We start from the raw sequence: 18,855 nt of genomic DNA, 5'->3' as shown, positions 1-18,855 counted from the left end.
TCGCGTTGTCAGTGGCTCGCGCCACACTGGACGTATGTGCCGCAGCATCAAGACTCTCCGACCGCCCGTCCTCCCCGAAGAGGCCACGGAGGACGACATCCGTGCCGCCGCTCTTCAGTACGTGCGCAAGATCTCGGGCTTCCGCGCCCCGGCCGCCCACAACCGCGAAGTCTTCGAACGCGCCGTCGACGCGGTCGCGGAGGCCACGGCCGAGTTGCTCGCCGGACTGGAGGTGAGAGGTCAGGCCGCCCGCACCTCCTGACGCCCTCACCCCGTAGCCGCAGCCCTGCCCGGTCTCAGGCGTTCGGGCCCGTCTCCGCCACGGGTGCCGGCACGAGAGCCGGTACGAGTGGGGGGACCGGCAGGGGTGCGGGGATGAGCGCGGTCACCGGCGCCGGTGACGGGCGCCGCATCAGGTACGCCGCCCCCGCGCCCGCCCCGAAGAGCGCGAGCAGCGAGATGCCCGACGCGAACCACGTCGCGCCCAGCCACTGGCCGCCGAAGTAACCGAGGGCCACGCTGTACGCGGCCCACGCGAGGCCCGCGAGGATCGACCAGGGCAGGAACTCGCGTACGCGCCGGTGCGCGGCCCCCGCGCCGAGCGAGACCAGTGAGCGGCCGGCGGGGGCGAAGCGGGCGAGCACGACCAGCGTGCCGCCGCCGCGGGCCAGGGCCGCGCCGAGACGTTCCTGCGCTCCGCTCAGGCGCGGGGAGCGGGCGATGGCGCGGTCGAGCCGTTCGCCGCCTTGCCAGGCCAGCCGGTACGCCACCAGGTCGCCCAGGACCGACGCGGTCGCGGCGCAGAGAGTCAGCGAGAGGATGTCCGGTACGTGCTGGACGGCCGCTCCGGTGCCCGCCGCGGCGGCCGTCGCCGCCGTGATGACCAGTACGCCGCTGGGCAGCACCGGCAGAAAGACGTCGAACAGGACCGACAGCGCCACTGCGGCATAGATCCATTGGCTGTAGATCCAAGGGGTGCCGGACAGCGACCCCACACTCTCAAGCACCGGAACTCCCCTGTGTCTCCCCCGTAGGCCTCGACCCTGCCGTATGCCGCGGTGTCGCGGGGGAGCGGCAGGAGCGGCCTGTGACAGCCATACAGCGTACGCGTCGGGTGGGGCAGGGGATCCACAGGGGGCGCGTGTGTTCGCTACACCATCTTCACCCGCCTGTCGCACCCGGCTGTCACGCTCGCCCGCCACGCCCGCCAGGCGTAGAAGTCCTGACGGACGCGCGGAAGGGCGGAAGGGCACCCTGCGGGGGCAGGGCGCGTCAGGCCGTGACCGGCTCCGAGGGGCGGTTCTTCTCCCCGGTCGGCGTGGACGAACGGCCGGGGATCAGCCGGTCCAGGCCGAACGCGCCGGAGCCGGTGAAGACGAGCAGGAGCATCGACCAGCAGTACATGGCCGCGCCCTCCCCGCTGTTCTCGATCGGCCACAGCGCCTCGGGCTGATGGACCTTGAAGTACGCGTACGCCATCGCGCCCGAGGCGATGAACGCGGCGATACGGGTGCCGAGGCCGAGCAGGACCAGCGTGCCGCCGACGAGTTCGATGACGGCCGCGTACCAGTTGGGCCAGGCGCCGGTCTCGACGGTGGCGCCCTTGCCGTCCACGCCGCCGAGCACGCCGAGCAGCGAGACGGCGCCGTGGCAGGCGAAGAGCAGGCCGACGACGATGCGGAACAGACCGATGGCGTATGGCTGGGCGCTGTTGAGGCGTCCGGTCATGTGGGATGACTCCTTCGGTGCGGTGCGGTCCATGGCGGACCGGTGGGGGACGTGACCGAGTGAGTGCTCTACGTTAGGTCTGACTATTCAATGCTTGCAAGTTCAACTTTGGGCCATGGTTTTTCGGTCGATACGGGTGTCGAAACGGGTTCCGCGTCCGCTTGCACGCCCCGTCCGACCTCGGCGGCAGCCGTGCGCAGGACGGCCCGCGCCACCGCGTCGGCGTCCGACAGGGTGACCGAGTCCACCCCTGGACGGACCCCCGCGGCGGTCACCCAGTGCACCCCCTCCGTGGGTACTCCGATCGCGAACCGCCGCGCGTGTACCCGACCTTGACGGTCTATCAGGTGATAGGGGCGTTGTGTCACGTCCAGCCCCCCGGTCTCGTAGCCGTCCACGGTGTGCGGGCGGCACTGGCCCGTCTTCAGCAGCCGGGCGAGCAGCGCGTCGGCGGTGCGCCGCAGGTCCGGCTCCGGCAGCCGGGCCTCGATCAGCGTGGTCGCCGACACGGTCGAGCCGGGCACGTCGGGGGAGTGCGCCACCCATGCCCCGTCCTCGGCGCGCACGTCGAGGCGCGGGCCGATCACCTCCAGCACGCCCGCCTCGATGAGCGCCACCATCTCCTCGATACGGCGCCGGGGCGGGCCGATGGACAGGAACGCGTTGAGCGGGGTGTACCAGCGGTCCAGGTGCTCCCGGCGCGAGGGCCCCGCGAGGCCGCCGTGGTCGACGATCTGCCGCAGCTCGTTGCGCAGGTCGCGCAGCACGTCGAGCGCCGCCTTGAGCGGGCCGTCGACGTTGCCGAGCGCGGCCTGTTCGGCGTCCTCACGCAGATGGGCCAGCAGCCAGCCCCGGAAGTCGGCGGGACCGGAGAAGACGCGTCCACCGTGCGGGCGTGAGACCCGGTCCCAGGACCAGCGGTCAGCGGCCGGCACCCCGAACTCGTCCAGCACCGCCGCCTCCTGGGGGTCCCGGTGCGCGACGGCGAGGAAGCGCTCACGGAAGCCGCGTACCGCCGGTGTGCCCGGACCGCCAGCGCCAGCGTCAGCGCCCGCCTCCGCGCCGGCTTCGGCGGTGGTCCGGGTCAACAGCGTCTCGTAGTAGACCGTTTCGACCTCCTTCGCCACCAACGGCCATATCTCCGTGAGGAAGTCGGGTGCGTCGCCCGAGTCCGCGCGCTTGCGGAAGCCGGAGATGGTCTCCGGGGTGAGCACGAGCGGGACGTGACGGCCGTACGGGCCCTTCGCGTTGTCGCCGCGCGCCTGGTACGGGATGCCGCGCCGGGAGCCCGCCACCAGACGCGGCTCGCGGCCCGAGGGGAGATAGCGCGTACCGGCCGGGGTGCGTACGAAACGGCCGCCGCGAGCCGTCGTCAACAGGGCCATGTGGTCGAAGAAGTTGAGGCCCAGGCCGCGCAGCAGGACGGTCTCGCCAGGGGCTACGGGGGAGAGGTCGAGGTCCGCCGGATTGGCGGGCGGGACATGACGCAGCCCGTGCCGCTCGGCATGCGCGGACAGCCGCTGCTGTGCCTGGTCCGCCACGGTCGGCAGATGGCCCTGGGCGAGGACCACGGCCGAAAGGTCCGTCAGGGCACGCCCGTTGTCGAGTACGAGGGTCTGGAGGCCGTCGGCCGTGCCGTCGAGACGGGTCGCGCGCGCCCGGTGCGTCTCGATCCGCAGCGCGGGCGGCGCCCCGCGGACCACCTCGCCGAAGACCCACTCCAGGTACTGGCCGTACTGGGCCCGGGTGGGGTAGTCGTCGGGGCCCAGCCCTTCAGCCGCCTGCCCTGCCGTCCGCGCGCTCGCCCAGGCGTGCAGGCTGGGGCCGGGGCGTATCGGGCCCGAGCAGTCCACGCTGTCGTCGGTGAAGAGGGTGACCTGGGACGCCACGGTGTTCATCAATAGCTCGGCCGGCTGGGCGGTGCGCCAGACGCGGCCGGGGCCCGGCGGTGACGGGTCGACGACGTGGACCGTCAAGTGCGTTCCGGGCGTGAGGAGTTCGGGTGCGGAGGCGCACAGGCGTTCCAGCACGCTGGTGCCGCGCGGTCCGGCGCCGACCAGGGCCACGGAGACGCGATCTGTTGGTTCCGACAAGGGTGTGACTCCCGGACAGGTGGGGCATATTGCGGCTCACCGCCCCGGTGGAAGCGGACGGTCCGCATCATCATGCCGTCGCACGACACGGGAACCGACCCCTGGAGCGGATCAACGGTGCCTGTTGTGGGATGCCTCACGGGACTCATTGGGCGCATGCGCACCAAGCGCCAACATCACGGGCAACACGCGCAATAGACGTACCAGGCCCCGTACGACGCCCCGGACGAGGTCCCGGACGAGGTCGCGGACGCGGACGAGGTCGCGGACGGGGCCACGTGTGAGGCCCCGTCCGGGGCAGCACTCCGTAAGGGGGCCGGTCAGCTCAGGACGGACTCCGTGATCGTCCGCAGCCGCGCCCCACCCCCGCGCTCCTCCCGCGCGTGGTCGAGCCGCAGCCGTGCCGAACGGCCGCTCAGCGTCAGCGTCATCAGCTGGTTGCCGAACCAGGGCCCGCCGGTCTTCCGCCAGTCCACCGGCGGTGCCGCGACCCTGCCGTGCCGGGTGAAACGGCGGCCGAGCGCCCGGCCCGCCCCGCTCCAGCCGAAGCGGAAACCGACCTTTATGTACGGCGGGATGGAGTTGTGGACGGGGGAGCAGGTCAGCTGGACCACCCGGGCGTCGGGGGCGGCCAGGCCCTCCCGCCAGACCGGCTCGGCGACGTACGCGTGGTGCACGTCCCCGGACAGTACGCACACCGTCGCGGGCGCCTGCGGTCCGGAGCCGGCCTCGGCGATCAGCTCCGCCAGCTTGTCGAAGGACGACGGGAACGCGGCCCAGTGCTCCAGGTCGGCGGCCCGCCGCAGGTTCTCCCCGCGCCGCGCCCAGCGCTCGCCCCGCTCGCCCCGGCACATCGCGGCGTTCCACGCCTCCGCGTCGTGCACGAGGTTGGGCAGCAGCCAGGGCAGGGAAGTACCGATGAGGAGGTGGTCGTAGGCGCCGGCGCCGTCGGGTGCCTGCTCGTCCAGTACGTGGCCGTCCATCATCTGCTCGCGCAGCCACTCCCACTCCGCCGGGTCGAGCATCGAGCGGTTCTGCTCGTCGAGGACGCGGGCGGCGCGGCTGTCGACCATCACGAGGCGGGTGCGGCCGAAGTCGCGGCGGTAGCTCCAGCGGACCGAGGCGGGGTCGGCGTCGGCGCGGGCGGCGAAGGCGCGCAGGGCGTCCGTGCCGTCGGGCGTGGCGCGGACCTCCTCGTACAGGGGGTCCTCGGCGAGGCGGTCGGGGGAGAGGTTGCCGAGGTGCTGGTGGACCCAGTACGACATCAGGCCGCTGAGTACGCGCTCACGCCACCAGGGGGTGTCCCGCATGTCGGCGACCCAGGCCTCGCTGGTGTTCCAGTCGTCGATCACGTCGTGGTCGTCGAAGATCATGCAGCTGGGCACGGTGGAGAGCAGCCAGCGGACCTCGGGGTCGAGCCACGATTCGTAGTAGAGGTGCGTGTACTCCTCGTAGTCCGCGACCTCGGCGCCGGGTGGCTGGTCGAGGCCGCGGCGGGCCTGCAGCCAGCGGCGGGTGGCCTTGGACACCTCGTCCGCGTACACCTGGTCGCCCAGCAGGACCAGGACGTCCGGGCGTTCGCCCTGCGGGTCGGCGGCGATGCGGGCCGCGAGGGTGTCCAGCGCGTCCGGGCCGACCGGGTCCTTCTCGCCCTCGGGAGGTGAGGCCCAGCGGCAGGAGCCGAAGGCGACGCGGACGGTCTCGTGGTCGTCCACGGGGGTGTGGATGGCCGAGGGCGGGAAGGGCGAGTCGGGGAGGGGCCAGACCCGCTCCCCGTCGAACAGCACCTCGTACGCGGTGGTCGTACCCGGTGTCAGTCCTTCGACCGGGATCAGGGCGTAGTGGTGGCCCGCCACCTGGAACGTGGGGGACTCACCACCCGAGCCGTCCGCGCAGCGCACCTCGGCGGTGGCCGGACGGCTCGCCTCGACCCACACGGTCGCGGACGAGCCGTCGACGTACCTCAGCAATGGACCCAGGCGCAGGCTCGCCACGTGATCACCCTCCTCCGTCGCCCCGTACGGTACGGAACGACGGAGGCCGGTGGGGAGATTCCGGCGAGAGACCGCCGGGGATCGACGGGGACCGCCGGAGATCGTGTGCGATCACGTGGGATCGGGCGGAATCGGGCGGGATCGCGTGGGATTGAGCGGATCCCGGGTCCCAGGTCCCGGGTCCCGGATCCCGGGTTCGGGTCAGCAGCCGCTGAGGACCGACGTGAGCTTGCTCTTCTCCGCGGAGTCGACGGAGAGGTCGTAGTAGTACTTCACCTGGACCCAGGCGCGGACGTAGGTGCAGGCGTACGCCGTGCGGGACGGCATCCACTCGGCCGGGTCCTGGTCGCTCTTCGACTGGTTCACGTTGTCCGTGACGGCGATGAGCTGGGGGCGGGTCAGGTCGTTGGCGAAGGCCTGCCGCCGGGCGGTGGTCCAGCTGTCGGCGCCGGAGTCCCAGGCCTCGGCCAGCGGCACGAGGTGGTCGATGTCGAGGTCGGAGGCGGCGGTCCAGGTGGCGCCGTCGTAGACGGAGTACCAGGAGCCGCTGGTGGCGGCGCAGGCGGAGCTGGTGACGATGTTCGTACCGTCACGCTTCAGTACGGTCTCGCGGGTGTTGCAGGTGCCGCTGATCGTGATCCAGTGCGGGAAGAGGTCGCGGTCGTACCCGGTGCGGTCCTCGGTCGCCACGGTGAGCGAGGCGAGGTAGGTGCGGGCGGTGGCGGCGCTGACCGGAGTGGGCAGTGCGGCGGAGGCGGCCGGGCCGTTGAAAAGGCCGGCCAGGGCTATCAAACCGGCGAAGGCGGCCACTAGACTCAGCCGTCGACGCGCGTAGACCTTCGGCATGCGAACTCCCTAGGGGTGGGGGGAAGTTGACCTGCGAGCGACCGAAATGCTCGCGGGGGGCGGTTTCCGGGAGATGTGCGACAGGTGAGAAGTTAATGACGTGTGCATGACACGACAAGATGTGCGGCGGGATTCCTGGTGCGGGCTGTCTGCTTTGTCATGTCCTCGCGGGTAATGCGGTGGGGGCCCCGGGGTGGCGGGATCACCCCTTTGTTTTGTACCGTGTAGGAACAAAGTGGTCCCCGTCCGCACTCCCTGACCGGCGGGCGGGGCCACCTTGTTTCCCCGGAGGCGTGCGGGGTTCCTCCTGGCGCGCCCTGTTTCCACGCTTTGGAGCCTGCCGATGACGGCCTCTACCGTGCTGACCGCCCGCGCCCTGCTGCTGGACATGGACGGCACCCTCGTCAACTCGGACGCCGTCGTCGAGCGCGTCTGGCGCCGGTGGGCCGACCGGCACGGGCTCGACGGGAACGAGGTCATGAAGGTCGTCCACGGGCGGCAGGGGTACGCGTCGATGGCCGTGCTGCTGCCGAGCCGGCCCATGGAGCAGAACTACGCGGACAACGCGCGCATGCTCGCCGAGGAGACCGCCGACATGGACGGGGTCGTGGCGATCAAGGGGGCGGCGGAGTTCCTGGCGTCCTTGCGGGAGCTCGGGGTGCCGCACGCGCTCGTCACGTCGGCGGACGTGGGGCTGTCCGCGGCGCGGATGGGGGCGGCGGGGCTGGCGCTGCCGGACGTGCGGATCACCGCGGAGTCCGTGGGGGCGAGCAAGCCGGATCCCGAGGGGTTCTTGAAGGGGGCGGCGGAGTTGGGGGTCGCGCCCGAGGAGTGTGGTGTTCGAGGACTCGGGGGCGGGGATCTCGGCAGGAAGCTCCGCAGGGGATGCGGGTGGTGGGGGTGGGGGGTGCGGGCCGGGTGCATCGGCCTGATGCGGTTGTTCAGGATCTGCGGGGGGTTCGGGTGAGAGGGTTGGGGGTAGAGGTGTGCGGTTGCGGGTGGGGTGAGGGGGTTTGCGCCGTTCCCCGCGCCCCCTAGGTGGGGGGGTGCGACGGACGCCGTGCCACGGTGGGGCGCAAAGATTGCGCCGTTCCCCGCGCCCCTGAAAGCGCAAAGATTGCGCTGTTCCCCGCGCCCCTGAAAGCCAAAGGACTGCGCTGTTCCCCGCGCCCCTGAAAGCCAAAGGACTGCGCCGTTCCCCGCGCCCCTGGAAGCCGAAAGATTGCGCCGTTAAGACTGCGTCGTTTCCCGCGCCCCTGGAAGGGGTGGCGCCGGTGTCGGGGTCAGGGGGTTGTTGTTTCTGATTCCAGGTGGGATCGGGTTTTTTCTGTGTAGACGCCCTGCTCCTCGTCCAGGCCTCGGGTGAACTGGTAGGTGCGTACGGCGTTCTCGGTGCGGTTGTCGTAGTCGCCGTCCGCGTCGCCCACGTAGAGGGCCAACTGCTTGAGGCGCAGCTGGAGTTCGGTGACCTCGGGGCCCTGGTTGCCGCGGCGCAGCACCGCCGGGCCCGCCTTGTCCGTCGGGGCGGCGGACGGCGGGGCGGCGCTGGCCGAGTTGTCGGGCGCCGGTGCGCGCGTCGTCGCGGACGTCCGGGACGACGGGGTGGCCGAGTCGCTCGGCGACCCGGAGTCCGAGGGCGTGGGGCTCTCGTCGGCCGACGCGGACGCCGAGGCCGACTCCGAGGCCGAGGACGACGCGGAGTCCGACGGGGACGGCTCGTCCACCGCCGTGTCCGGCACGCTCGCGCGGATGTCGTCCGGGGCCGCGCCGTTGCGCGACGGCGCCTCGTACGAGAACAGTCCGCCCGCGAACCCGGCCGCCGCGACCACGACCGCCGTGGCGCCCGCTCCCACCAGCACGAAGCGACGCCGGCGGCCCGTGTCCGGAGGGGTGTCCGAGGGGGCCGAGGGCAGGTCGTCGGACGAGGTGCGTTGCAGCGGGATCGAGATCGTCGCCCGGTCAGCGGGGTCCTGGCCGACCGCCGTCGCCGTCGGAGGCGGCGGACCGCCGACGGGGCCCGCGCCCGCGCCCGTGCCCTCCGCGTGTACCTCCAGGTCCACGTAGGGGCGTATGCGCAGCGGGTCGAAGTCCTCCGCGGCTGCCGTCTCGGCGGACCGGGTCTGCAGGAGTTCGTCCGCCGCTCTGCGGGCGCACTCGCAGGTGGGGGAGGACCCCGACTCCCTGGGTGCCCCGCATTCCGGGCATATATGACCGCTCCGGTCGCTCACGTCGTGCATCCTTCCCCGTACGAACTCCAGCGATTATGCAGACCTCCTCCACACAATCTCCCGGTTACCCCCGGAATCCCGAACTCCTGGCCGAATCCACCAGGCCATAACCGGTCACACCGCCCAGGATGGAAGAGGAACGGGACGTTCATGGCCGGGAGGTCCGCATGGCCGGGGATGCGCACGGCAGGGGTGACACGGGCGGCGACAGGGAGGCGCATGGCAGGGGTGGGGGCGGCGGGGGTGTACCCGACGCGGCCCCGGACGCCCTCCGGCCCCGGAGTCCACGGGATCACTCGCCTGATGCCGCCGCCGCTCCGCCGCCCGTGCGCGGCGGTGTCCTCGTCTCCATCGGGGCGCTGCTCCTGGGGCTGCTGCTCGCCGCGCTCGACCAGACCATCGTGTCGACCGCGCTGCCGACCATCGTCAGCGATCTCGGCGGGCTCGACCATCTGTCGTGGGTCGTCACGGCGTATCTGCTGGCCTCCACGGCCGCCACCCCGCTCTGGGGCAAGCTCGGTGACCAGTACGGACGCAAGAAGCTGTTCCAGGTCGCCGTCGTGATCTTCCTCATCGGCTCGGCGCTGTGCGGCATGGCGCAGAACATGCCCCAGCTGATCGCCTTCCGCGCGCTCCAGGGCCTCGGCGGCGGCGGGCTCATCGTGCTGTCGATGGCGATCGTCGGGGACATCGTGCCGCCCCGGGAGAGGGGGAAGTACCAGGGTCTGTTCGGCGCGGTCTTCGGGGCGACCAGTGTCCTCGGGCCGCTGCTCGGCGGGCTGTTCACCGAGCACCTGAGCTGGCGCTGGGTCTTCTACGTCAACCTGCCCGTCGGGGTCGTCGCGCTCGCCGTCATCGCCGCCGTGCTGCACATCCCGGTCCGCTCGCGGCGCCACACGATCGACTACCTCGGTACGTTCCTGATCGCGGCCGTCGCCACCTGCCTCGTCCTCGTCGCCTCGCTCGGCGGCAACACCTGGGGCTGGGGCTCGCCGCAGATCATCGGCCTCGCGGTCCTCGGCGTCGTACTCGCCGCGCTGTTCGTGGCCGTCGAGCGCCGCGCCGCCGAACCCGTGCTCCCGCTGAAACTGTTCGGCATCCGCACCTTCACCCTCGCCGCGGTGATCAGCTTCGTCGTCGGCTTCGCGATGTTCGGCGCGATGACGTACCTGCCGACGTTCCTCCAGGTCGTCCAAGGGGTCTCGCCCACCATGTCGGGCGTGCACATGCTGCCGATGGTGGCCGGACTGCTGCTCTCCTCGACGGTCTCGGGGCAGATCGTCAGCCGGACGGGCCGCTGGAAGGTGTTCCCCGTCGCGGGCACCGCCGTCACCGCCCTCGGCCTGCTCCTCCTCCACCGGCTCGACCCGGACAGCTCCACGGCCGAGATGAGCGTGTACTTCCTGGTCTTCGGCCTCGGCCTCGGGCTGGTGATGCAGGTTCTCGTCCTCATCGTGCAGAACGCCGTCTCGTACGAGGACCTGGGCGTCGCGACCTCCGGCGCCACCTTCTTCCGGTCCATCGGGGCCTCGTTCGGAGTGGCCGTCTTCGGCTCGGTCTTCACGAGCCGGCTGAGCGGCGACCTCGCCGACGTACTGCGCGGGCAGACCCTCCCGGCCGGCCTGGACGCCGACGCGCTCAAGTCCGACCCGAAGATCATCGTCGAACTGCCGGCCGCGCTCCGGCCACCCGTCGTCGAGGCGTACGCCGTCTCCATCACGGACGTCTTCCTGTACGCGTCCCCGGTCGCCGTCGTCGGCTTCGTGCTCGCCTGGTTCCTGCGCGAGGACAGACTGCGGGGCTCGGTGACGGCGCCCGACGCCACCCAGACGCTCGCCAGCAACCCCGTGGAGCGCTCCTCGTACGACGAGGTGTGCCGGGCGCTGTCCGTGCTGGGCAGCCGGGAGGGGCGGCGGGAGATCTACCAGAAGATCACCGCCCGCGCCGGGTACGACCTGCTGCCCGCCGCGAGCTGGCTGCTACTGCGCATCAGGCGCTACGGCTGGGCCGAGCCCGCCGCCCTCGCCGAACACAGCGGGGTGCCCCTGCAGACCGTCATCGAGGCCGCGCGCCAGGTGGAGGAGCGGCGCCTGGCCGTACGGGAGGGACCGGACCTCGTTCTCACCGAGCGGGGGCGTCAGGCGGCCGAGAGGCTGGCCGCGGCCCGGGAGGAGTCCCTGGCCGAACTCCTCGGCGACTGGTGGGGCCCGGACCGGCCCACCGACCTCGCCCAGCTCGTGGCGGAACTGAACTCCGAGCTGTGCGGCTCCGACGCGGAACGGCCCCACGCCGACGCCACGCCGAAACCGGCCGGCCGGACGTGGCTCGCCAAGTGAGCTGAACCGAGGCCCACTTGGGGTGTACGTGACGTGGATCCGGCCACCGGCCGTTTGGTAGCCGAAGTCCGGGCAACCAGACGAAAGGAAGCGGCCCGCTGGGCCCAGAACCCGGAAGGCAATCCATGTCCACAGGCGTGATCATCGTTCTGATCGTGATCGTGGTGGCCGTCGTCGCCGCCGTGATCGCTCGGCTCGTGATGGCCCGCAGGCCGGGCGGCGGGCAGAGTCTGAAGCGGCGCTTCGGGCCCGAGTACGACCGGGCACTGGCCCGGCACGACGGGGACTCCCAGGCCGCCGAGCGCGAACTCGAGGAGCGCGTGCAGCGGCACGGTTCGCTGCGCGCGCAGCCGCTGGAGCCCGCGGCGCGGGACCGTTACGCGGTCCGCTGGACCGCGATCCAGGAGCAGTTCGTCGACTCGCCGCGCGACGCCGTCGTCGAGGCGGACCGGCTGCTCGGTGAGGTGGCCGGCGCGCGCGGCTTCCCGGACGCCGGCCAGTACGAGGAGCAGCTCTCCGCGCTCTCCGTGCACCACGCGCACCACGTGAACGGCTACCGCCGGGTCCACCTGGCCGCGCACCCGAACGGGGCCGGCGCCGAGCGCACCGACACGGAGGAGCTGCGTGAGTCCCTGGTCGAGGCCCGCGCCCTCTTCGAAGCCCTGACCGACTCCGCGCGCGACGACAGGGCGCAGCTGCGGAAGGCAGGCGGGGACGGTGGCGAGGACGCGGCCGAGACCACTCGAAGCGACAGCACCCGCGGCCGTTCGCACGCGCCGTGGGCGCTCAACAGGCGCCACGTGAAGGGGAGTTGAGACACATGCCGGACAACACCGCGACAGGACCTTTCAAGGATCGGCGGGACGGGTCGGACAGGCGCGACGAACGGGGCGATGTGACCAGGACGCCGGGAACGACCGGAGCGGCGCACGGCGACGGGTCCGGGGCCGGGCGTGACGATGTGCTCGGCGGCCGGGACACGGCGGAGCAGGAGCGGGTGCGGGACGGCCAGGACACGATGGTCGGCGGGCGGATCCCGGCCGCCACCGGGCCGCGTACACCGGAGCAGGAGCGCTCGCCGGGGCGCGAGGGCGCCGCGGGTCAGACGAAGATCGCGAGCGGCACCGGCACCGGCACCGGCACTGGCACCGGCACCGGCACCGGGATCGGCACCGGCAAGGCGGCCCCGGGCGGCGGCCGGAGCGGCGCGTCCCGGGAGGGCATCCTGGGCGCCGAGGCGAGGGTGAACGCCGGGAAGGCCAAGGCCGGCACGGACTCCGGCGGGCGGCTCATGCCGCACGACGAGGGCGACAAGTGGTCGCAGCGGCTGCACGACGCGGTCGCCGGGTTCGTCGACGGGCCCCGCGGCTCGGTCGAGGAGGCGGACCGGGTGCTCCAGGAGGTCGCCGAACGGTTCACCGAGGCCGTCACCCAGCGGCGCCGCGCCCTGGGCACGTCCTGGCAGAGCTCCGCCGACGACAAGGCCGACACGGAGCAGCTGCGGCTGGCCCTGAAGGACTACCGCGAACTGACGGAACGGCTCCTGAGGATCTGAGACGGGCCGCAGTCGAGACGGGCCGCAGCCGCACAACTCGCTTGCGCGGCAGGCCGGTTGCGCTGAGTCGACTGAGCCGAGGAGGCCCCGCCCGGGCGATGCGCCGGGCGGGGCCTCACTCGTGGGCGCACACTGCCGTGAGCCGTGAGCCGTGAGCCGTGAGCCGTGAGCCCTCGACGCCGAGCCGCGTGGCCGTCGAGTGTCAGGCCGCGCGGTGTTCGTGCCAGGCGCGGACGATCTCCTCCACGTCGTACGGCTTGAGGCCCAGCGGCGGGCCGGGCGGTGGCTTGAACATCATCTCGCGGATCTTCGCGTTGATCTCCGTGACGATCCGCCGCACCACCCGCTCCGACGGCGCCGCGGCGGCCTGCTCCAGCGCGTCCTCCGCCTCCTTGCGCAGCGCCAGCGTGGGAGGCAGCACGGACATGCCCTCGCGGGCCATCTTCTGCTTGATCCACCACAGTTCGTCGTACGACGTGTCGGGGCCGCTCGGCAAGGGCTTGCCCGCACCGGCGAGTTCGGTGAACTCGCCGCGTGCCTCCGCCTCGCGGATCTGCCGGTCGACCCAGGACTCGAAGCCGACCCCGGGAGGTTTGCGCTCGGTCATACCTCCACGGTATGCGACTGTGCCGGACGCTGTACGCCCGCGCGCTCTATCATTCGGCGGCGATACGTCACCGGCCGTCGCACACGTCCGGCGCGGGACAATCGGAACTTCGGCACATCGGAACGCGGTTACGCGGGGGAACGAAGGAGCGCACGTGCTCGAACTCACCATGGCCTCGGTGTCCGGGACGGACGCCGGCGCGACGGCCGGAATGCAGATGGCCGACGCGCCGAGCGAGCCGGGCGCCGTGCTGCGGGTGGGGCGCGACCGGGGCGCGTGCCGCCTCGCGACGCCCGACGACTGGCTGTTCGTCTCGCGGGTCCACCTGGAGTTCCTGTGCGGGCCCGAGGGGATCTGGCAGGTGACCTGGCTGCGGGGCACGCACGACGACCCGTCGTCCGAGGTGCGGTTCACGCTGGTCGGCGGGGGCGGCGGAGTCCAGCAGCCGCTGCCGTACGGCGGGACGGCGCAGCTGCCGGTGGGGGGCGCGGGCGAGCTGGTCATCCATGACCGCACGGGTCCGCGCAGCGTGAACGTGGGTTTCTACCACGAGGTCTGACGCCGCCGGGTACGGCGGGACCGCCGCGCGCGGCGCCTACGGCAGTACGCGCGCCAGCGCGAACCCGTCGTACCCCTTCACGCCCACCGTCTGGATCGCCGTGGCGCTCAGCTTGGGGTGTGTGGCGAAGAGGTCGAGCGCCTCACGGGTGCCGCGCACGCTCGGGTCGTCGCTGAGGGCGTCGGTGACGGCGCCGCCGCGGACGACGTTGTCGAGGATGATCAGACTGCCCGGCCGGGTGAGCTTGAGCGCCCATTCCACGTAGCGCGGGTTGTTCACCTTGTCCGCGTCGATAAAGACCACGTCGAAGGGTGCGGGGTCCTCGTCGGCCAGCGTCCCCAGGCCGATCAGGGCCGGTCCCACCCGGACCTCGGTGATCTTGTCCAGGCCGGCGCGGGCGAGGTTGTGCCGGGCCACCTCGGCGTGTTGTTCGCTGTACTCCAGGGTGATCAGCCGGCCGTCCTCGGGGAGGGCGCGGGCCAGCCAGATGGTGCTGTAGCCGCCGAGTGTGCCGATCTCCAGGATGCGGGTCGCGCCCTGGATCACGGCGAGGAGATGCAGCAGTTTGCCCTGGTTCGGGGCGACGTTGATCTGCGGGAGTCCGGCGGCGTCGCTGTCGCGCAGCGCGTCGGTCAGGGCGGCGTCCGGCGGGGCGAGAAGCCCCGTGAAGTAGTCGTCCACGTCGTGCCAGAGCTGCGGCTCGGTCATGCGGCGAACCTTTCGTCTGTTTGTTCGGCTCAGCTACGTGGCCGAACTGTTTAGCTGAGCTACTTAGCCGAGCTAGTTAGTAGGGCTAGTTAGTAGGGCTAGTTAGTAGGGCTAACGAGTTCCGTAGCCGAATATAGCCGGTTCCCGGTGGGTTGGGTGGTTGTATTCCCGTCATGGCCTCGCGTGGCGGCGTGCCGTGGGCCCTCTTCGGCCTTACAACACCTTCATCGGGACAAAAGAATGAAGGACGTCAGGTGAAGAGGGGGTTGCCCGCGTCTCACATCGGGGGTGGTGCGAGCCTCTAAGGGTTCGAACGAGAAACAGACGCACGGGACCCCGCGGACTTGTGGGGTTCAAGGGGCGTAGGGGACGAACGGGGCGGGAGGGCCGACGGCACGTGGCAAATGTGGAGCACGGCGGACGACCAGGTGATCCCTTCGGGGCGACGGCGCCCGAGGCGGCCAGAGCGCGGCTGGGCCTGGTCCGTGCGGGCCTGTGGCTGATCGCCGCCGTCCTGGCCGTACGACAGGTCGCCGTCGTCCTGAGTACGCCCAGGGGCGAGCGCCTGACGGATCTGGAGACCTGGGTCGGCCCCGACGGCGTGCTGCATGTGAACGGTTCGCTGTACGACTCGACGCGCTTCACCGGCACACCCTTCGGCGGACTCGTCCTCAAACCTCTCACCAAGGCGGCCGAGCAGGCTCTCGGCTGGGGCTGGACCTTCGGCACGCTGCTGCTGGTGGTCGCCCTCGGCCTGGTCGCCGCCCGCGCCCTGCCCCAGCCGGTGAGCCGCCGTACGGCCCTGCTGGCCGCCCCCGTCGCCATCAGCCTCCTGATGCTGTCCCTGCCCGTGCGCAACACCCTCTACCTCGGCCAGACCAGCATCATCCCGGTCCTGCTCGTGCTCCTCGGCTGCTTCGCCGTGCGCGGGGAACGGGCGAGCGGGGTACTGATCGGCCTCGCCGCGGCCCTGCAGCCCACCGTCCTGCTGTTCGCGCCGCTCCTGTGGTTCACCGGCCGCCGCCGGGCCGCCGTCTCCTCCGCCCTCGCCTTCGCCGCGCTCACCGCGCTCGCGTGGGCGGCCATGCCGCACGACTCGTACACGTACTGGGTGCACCACCTGGCCGGGGTCGGGCTCGGGCGGCCCGCCGACGATCTCGCCAACGAGTCGCTGCACGGGGCGCTGCTGCGGCTCGGGGTCGAGGGGCCGCTGGAGATCGGGCTCTTCCTCGTGCTCGGCACCGCCGTCGCCGTGCTCGGCCTGCGCCGCGCCGTGCGCTACGCCCGCGACGGGCAGCTGCTGCTCGCGGTCGCGGTCACCGGCTGCGTCGCCGTCGCCGTCGCGCCGACCACCTGGCAGCACCAGCTGCTGTGGGTGCTGCTCGCGCTGGTCGGCCGCGTCGGCAAGAAGGCGGGCGACCGGTACGTGTGGCCGGTCGCCGTCGTCCTGGTGATGACCCTGCCGGCCAAGATGATGCTGCCGAACATGGAGTGGCTCTACCCGCTGCGGGACAACGTCGTGCTGCTCGCCGCCCTCGCCGCCGCGACCGTGGTTCCGTTTCTGTCCCGTACGTCGGAGTACTACCGCTCGCCCGTCCCGACCGAGTACGCGCCGCCGGTGCCCACCCGGTTCAGGCGCGTCCCCCTGCTGCCGTTCCTGCGCCGCGTCCTCAGCCGCCCGAACCTCCTCCTCGAACTGCTGCTGATCCGCGTCGGCTACTCCGCGTACCAGCAGGTCAGGCTCGCGGCGACCGGGGGTACCAACACCGGGGGGCGGGCCACCGCCGAACAGCACGGCGAGCAGATCCACTCGATCGAGCAGTTCCTCTTCATCGACATCGAGCACTGGGTCAACCACACGGTCGTGCGGATCGGCTGGCTGGAGGACTTCTTCAACTTCTACTACACGTCGTTCCACTTCGTGGTCCCGCTGACCGTGCTCGGCGTGCTGTACGCCCGCCGGCCCGCCGAGTACCGCTGGGCCCGCTCGGCGCTCGGCTTCGCCACGCTGTTCGCGCTCGTCGGCTTCTGGCTCTACCCGCTGGCCCCGCCGCGGCTGATGCCCGGCCTCGGGTTCATCGACACCGTGCACGGCGTGCAGGACTTCTCCCAGCCGGACTACGGGACGCTGACCGCGCTCACCAACCAGTACGCGGCGATGCCCTCGCTGCACTTCGGCTGGTCGCTGTGGTGCGGGCTCGTCATCGCGATCCTCGCCCCCCGATGGTGGATGAAGGCGCTCGGTCTGCTGCACCCGCTGTTCACGGTCTCCGCGATCGTGGCGACCGGCAACCACTGGGTGCTGGACGCGGTGGGCGGCGCGGCCGTCGTCGGCGCCGGCTTCGGGCTGACCTACCTGCTCCAGGGGCCCAGGCCCCGCCCGCGCACGCTCACGAAGACGGCCGAAAGGGTCGGGGAGGCCCAGAACGCGCAGGCGGTCAGCAGCGCGGGGCCGGGCCCGGCGAAGGGCCGTACCCCGAGCTGATCCGGTACTCGCCCGGCTCGGTCACCGTCAGCCGCGTGAATTCTCCCTCCTTTTCGAGGCAGCCCCCCTCGGCGTACAGCCAGGGCGAGAACGCGACCCGCACGGTCACCGGGCCGGGCCGCGGGACCCGCACCACCACCGCCGCGCTGTCGGCCCGCACGACCGAGGCGGGCGCCGACACCAGCGGAACCGCCTCGCGCACGCGGTAGACCCGCCAGTTCGGGTCCCGCCACACCGGCTCCAGCCACGGCGTGCCGTTCCTGACCAGGCGCGCCTCGTCCTCCGCGAAGCCGTCCGGCTTCCCCGAGGGCAGCACCACGAAGCCGACGGCCCACCGGTCGAGCCAGGCCCGGTAGGTCCTCTCCGAGAAGGTCCCGTCGTAGAAGAGCCGGCCGCGCTCCATGTCCAGCTGCCGGTTCCAGCCGCGCGCCAGGTTCACGTGCGGGGCCAGCGCGGTGGCCTCGCGGTGGTTGCGGGCCGGGACCACCTCGACGCGCGTACGGTCCGCGCCGAGCCGGTCCAGGGCCTCCACGACGCCGGTCGTGTCGTGGGCCCAGGCGGGCACCACGGTCGACACCGCCAGATCGTCGACGGTCTTCTTGCCGACCCAGCCCACGGAGAACACCAGCGCCATGGTCAGCGCCACGCGCCGCCTCGCGTGGGCGGTCCCCGACCTCGGCACCGCGAGCAGCGCGGCCAGCAGCGCCGCCGGGGCGAACAGCTCCGCCAGCCGCTCCACGTTCGTGCCCACCGGAGAGGGCACCAGATACGTGAGGACCGTCCCCGCCGCGTACACGACGGCGCCCCAGCGCAGCACCCGCCAGCCGCGCGGCGCCAGGGTCAGCACGACGAGGCCGATCAGGACCGGCGGCCAGATCCGGGCGGCGGGCATCAGCTGCTCCCCGGTGAACGGGAAGAGCAGGGCGGTCGCACCCACCACCACGACCGGGGGCGCGATGAGCGCGGCGGCCCGCGCCCGGTCCCGTACGAGGGCGTGACCTGCGCCCGCGACGACCAGGAACAGGCCCGCGACCGGGCTGGCCATGGTCGCGAGCGCCGCGTACGCCACGGCGAGGGGGATGCGCCGCTCCCGGGTCAGCAGCACGCAGGCGGCGAGTCCGAGCGCGACGCCGAGCGCGAAGGTCGTACGCCCCGACGCCACGTTGCACCACAGGGCGAGCGACGCGAGCAGCGCCGGGCCCAGCGGGCGGCGGATGCCCGTACGGACGATGAGGACCGCGGCCAGCCAGGCGGCCAGCAGCCCGGCCGCCACGGTGACCGTCCGCACGCCGAAGGCGGCCATCAGGTAGGGCGAGATCAGGCTGTAGTTCGCGGTGTGCATCCCGCCGTACCAGAACAGGGTGTACGCCGAGCCGCCGTGCCGGGACGCGAAGTCGGCCCAGGCCTCCTGCGCGGCCAGATCACCGCCGCCGGTGGCCAGGAACAGCCACCACACCACGTACAGCGGGACGGTCGGGAGGGTGGCGAGGAGCGGCACCCGGTGCCGTGTCCACGCCGGACCCCACGCCGGACCCCGCACCGGAACCCACTTCGGCCTCCGAACCGGTCGGAGGACCCGCTTCCGGGCGGTCCGCGCGCCCTCCCGTGGGTCGGGGGACAGTTCGGCTGGGGCCACGGCTCGGCGTTTCCGTTCGATGTCTTCGCAGGTGTGGGTCGACTGTGCCACCTGTGAAGACGCGTAACGGGGCAAAATCG

At 72.1% G+C, this 18,855-nt stretch carries 15 protein-coding genes and 1 pseudogene; 7 read left to right on the top strand and 9 right to left on the bottom strand.

What is annotated here, in order from left to right; translation table 11 throughout:
- Positions 1-34: 34 nt before the first annotated feature.
- A complete protein-coding gene (locus K3769_RS11275) occupies positions 35-262 on the top strand; it encodes a DUF2277 domain-containing protein (RefSeq protein ID WP_267026302.1) in 228 nt (75 codons plus the stop codon).
- Between the two features lie 34 nt (positions 263-296).
- Here the strand turns inward: K3769_RS11275 and K3769_RS11270 are convergent, their stop codons facing one another.
- The 5 genes from K3769_RS11270 to K3769_RS11250 form a co-directional block, all read right to left on the bottom strand.
- Positions 297-1,007, bottom strand: coding sequence for a DedA family protein (locus K3769_RS11270; RefSeq protein ID WP_267026301.1), 711 nt, complete (start codon positions 1,005-1,007; stop codon positions 297-299).
- Between the two features lie 265 nt (positions 1,008-1,272).
- Positions 1,273-1,728 (bottom strand): DoxX family protein, encoded by a 456-nt coding sequence (locus tag K3769_RS11265; protein WP_267026300.1) that lies wholly within the window; start codon positions 1,726-1,728, stop codon positions 1,273-1,275.
- An 83-nt stretch (positions 1,729-1,811) separates the two neighbouring features.
- Positions 1,812-3,821, bottom strand: coding sequence for an FAD/NAD(P)-binding protein (locus tag K3769_RS11260; protein WP_267026299.1), 2,010 nt, complete (start codon positions 3,819-3,821; stop codon positions 1,812-1,814).
- Between the two features lie 320 nt (positions 3,822-4,141).
- On the bottom strand, positions 4,142-5,815 hold the full coding sequence (locus tag K3769_RS11255; RefSeq protein WP_267026298.1) for an alkaline phosphatase D family protein: 1,674 nt from the start codon (positions 5,813-5,815) through the stop codon (positions 4,142-4,144).
- Between the two features lie 201 nt (positions 5,816-6,016).
- Entirely contained in the window at positions 6,017-6,661 is a 645-nt protein-coding gene (locus tag K3769_RS11250; protein ID WP_267026297.1) for an HNH endonuclease family protein, read from the bottom strand.
- 343 nt (positions 6,662-7,004) lie between these two features.
- On the opposite strand from K3769_RS11250, the pseudogene K3769_RS11245 reads away from it, so the two are divergent.
- Positions 7,005-7,668, top strand: a pseudogene (locus K3769_RS11245) (HAD-IA family hydrolase).
- 276 nt (positions 7,669-7,944) lie between these two features.
- Here K3769_RS11245 and K3769_RS11240 read toward each other — a convergent pair.
- Entirely contained in the window at positions 7,945-8,898 is a 954-nt protein-coding gene (locus K3769_RS11240; protein ID WP_267026296.1) for a peptidoglycan-binding domain-containing protein, read from the bottom strand.
- Between the two features lie 158 nt (positions 8,899-9,056).
- On the opposite strand from K3769_RS11240, the gene K3769_RS11235 reads away from it, so the two are divergent.
- From K3769_RS11235 to K3769_RS11225, 3 genes are all read left to right on the top strand, one after another.
- On the top strand, positions 9,057-11,225 hold the full coding sequence (locus K3769_RS11235) for an MDR family MFS transporter (RefSeq protein WP_282566151.1): 2,169 nt from the start codon (positions 9,057-9,059) through the stop codon (positions 11,223-11,225).
- 125 nt (positions 11,226-11,350) lie between these two features.
- Positions 11,351-12,040: a hypothetical protein gene (locus tag K3769_RS11230; RefSeq protein ID WP_267026294.1), complete on the top strand. Its 690-nt coding sequence runs from the start codon at positions 11,351-11,353 to the stop codon at positions 12,038-12,040.
- Positions 12,041-12,045: 5 nt separating this feature from the next.
- Positions 12,046-12,780 (top strand): hypothetical protein, encoded by a 735-nt coding sequence (locus K3769_RS11225; protein ID WP_267026293.1) that lies wholly within the window; start codon positions 12,046-12,048, stop codon positions 12,778-12,780.
- A gap of 202 nt (positions 12,781-12,982) precedes the next feature.
- Here K3769_RS11225 and K3769_RS11220 read toward each other — a convergent pair whose 3' ends face one another.
- Positions 12,983-13,387, bottom strand: coding sequence for a DnaJ family domain-containing protein (locus K3769_RS11220; RefSeq protein WP_267026292.1), 405 nt, complete (start codon positions 13,385-13,387; stop codon positions 12,983-12,985).
- A 154-nt stretch (positions 13,388-13,541) separates the two neighbouring features.
- On the opposite strand from K3769_RS11220, the gene K3769_RS11215 reads away from it, so the two are divergent.
- Positions 13,542-13,946: a hypothetical protein gene (locus tag K3769_RS11215; protein WP_267026291.1), complete on the top strand. Its 405-nt coding sequence runs from the start codon at positions 13,542-13,544 to the stop codon at positions 13,944-13,946.
- Positions 13,947-13,982: 36 nt separating this feature from the next.
- On the opposite strand, the gene K3769_RS11210 is transcribed toward K3769_RS11215, so the two are convergent.
- Positions 13,983-14,654, bottom strand: a complete 672-nt coding sequence (locus K3769_RS11210; protein ID WP_267026290.1) for an O-methyltransferase — start codon at positions 14,652-14,654, stop codon at positions 13,983-13,985.
- 397 nt (positions 14,655-15,051) lie between these two features.
- Here K3769_RS11210 and K3769_RS11205 point away from each other — a divergent pair, with 397 nt between their 5' ends.
- Entirely contained in the window at positions 15,052-17,139 is a 2,088-nt protein-coding gene (locus K3769_RS11205; RefSeq protein WP_267026289.1) for a bifunctional glycosyltransferase 87/phosphatase PAP2 family protein, read from the top strand.
- On the opposite strand, the gene K3769_RS11200 is transcribed toward K3769_RS11205, so the two are convergent.
- A complete protein-coding gene (locus K3769_RS11200) occupies positions 17,093-18,775 on the bottom strand; it encodes a DUF8823 domain-containing protein (protein WP_372514913.1) in 1,683 nt (560 codons plus the stop codon). The genes K3769_RS11205 and K3769_RS11200 overlap by 47 nt on opposite strands.
- Positions 18,776-18,855: the final 80 nt, after the last annotated feature.

The organism is Streptomyces ortus (genome assembly GCF_026341275.1).
Taxonomy (GTDB): Bacteria; Actinomycetota; Actinomycetes; order Streptomycetales; family Streptomycetaceae; genus Streptomyces; species Streptomyces ortus.
The sequence above is the reverse complement of the archived record's forward strand: the minus strand, read 5'-3'. Positions and strand labels throughout refer to the sequence as shown.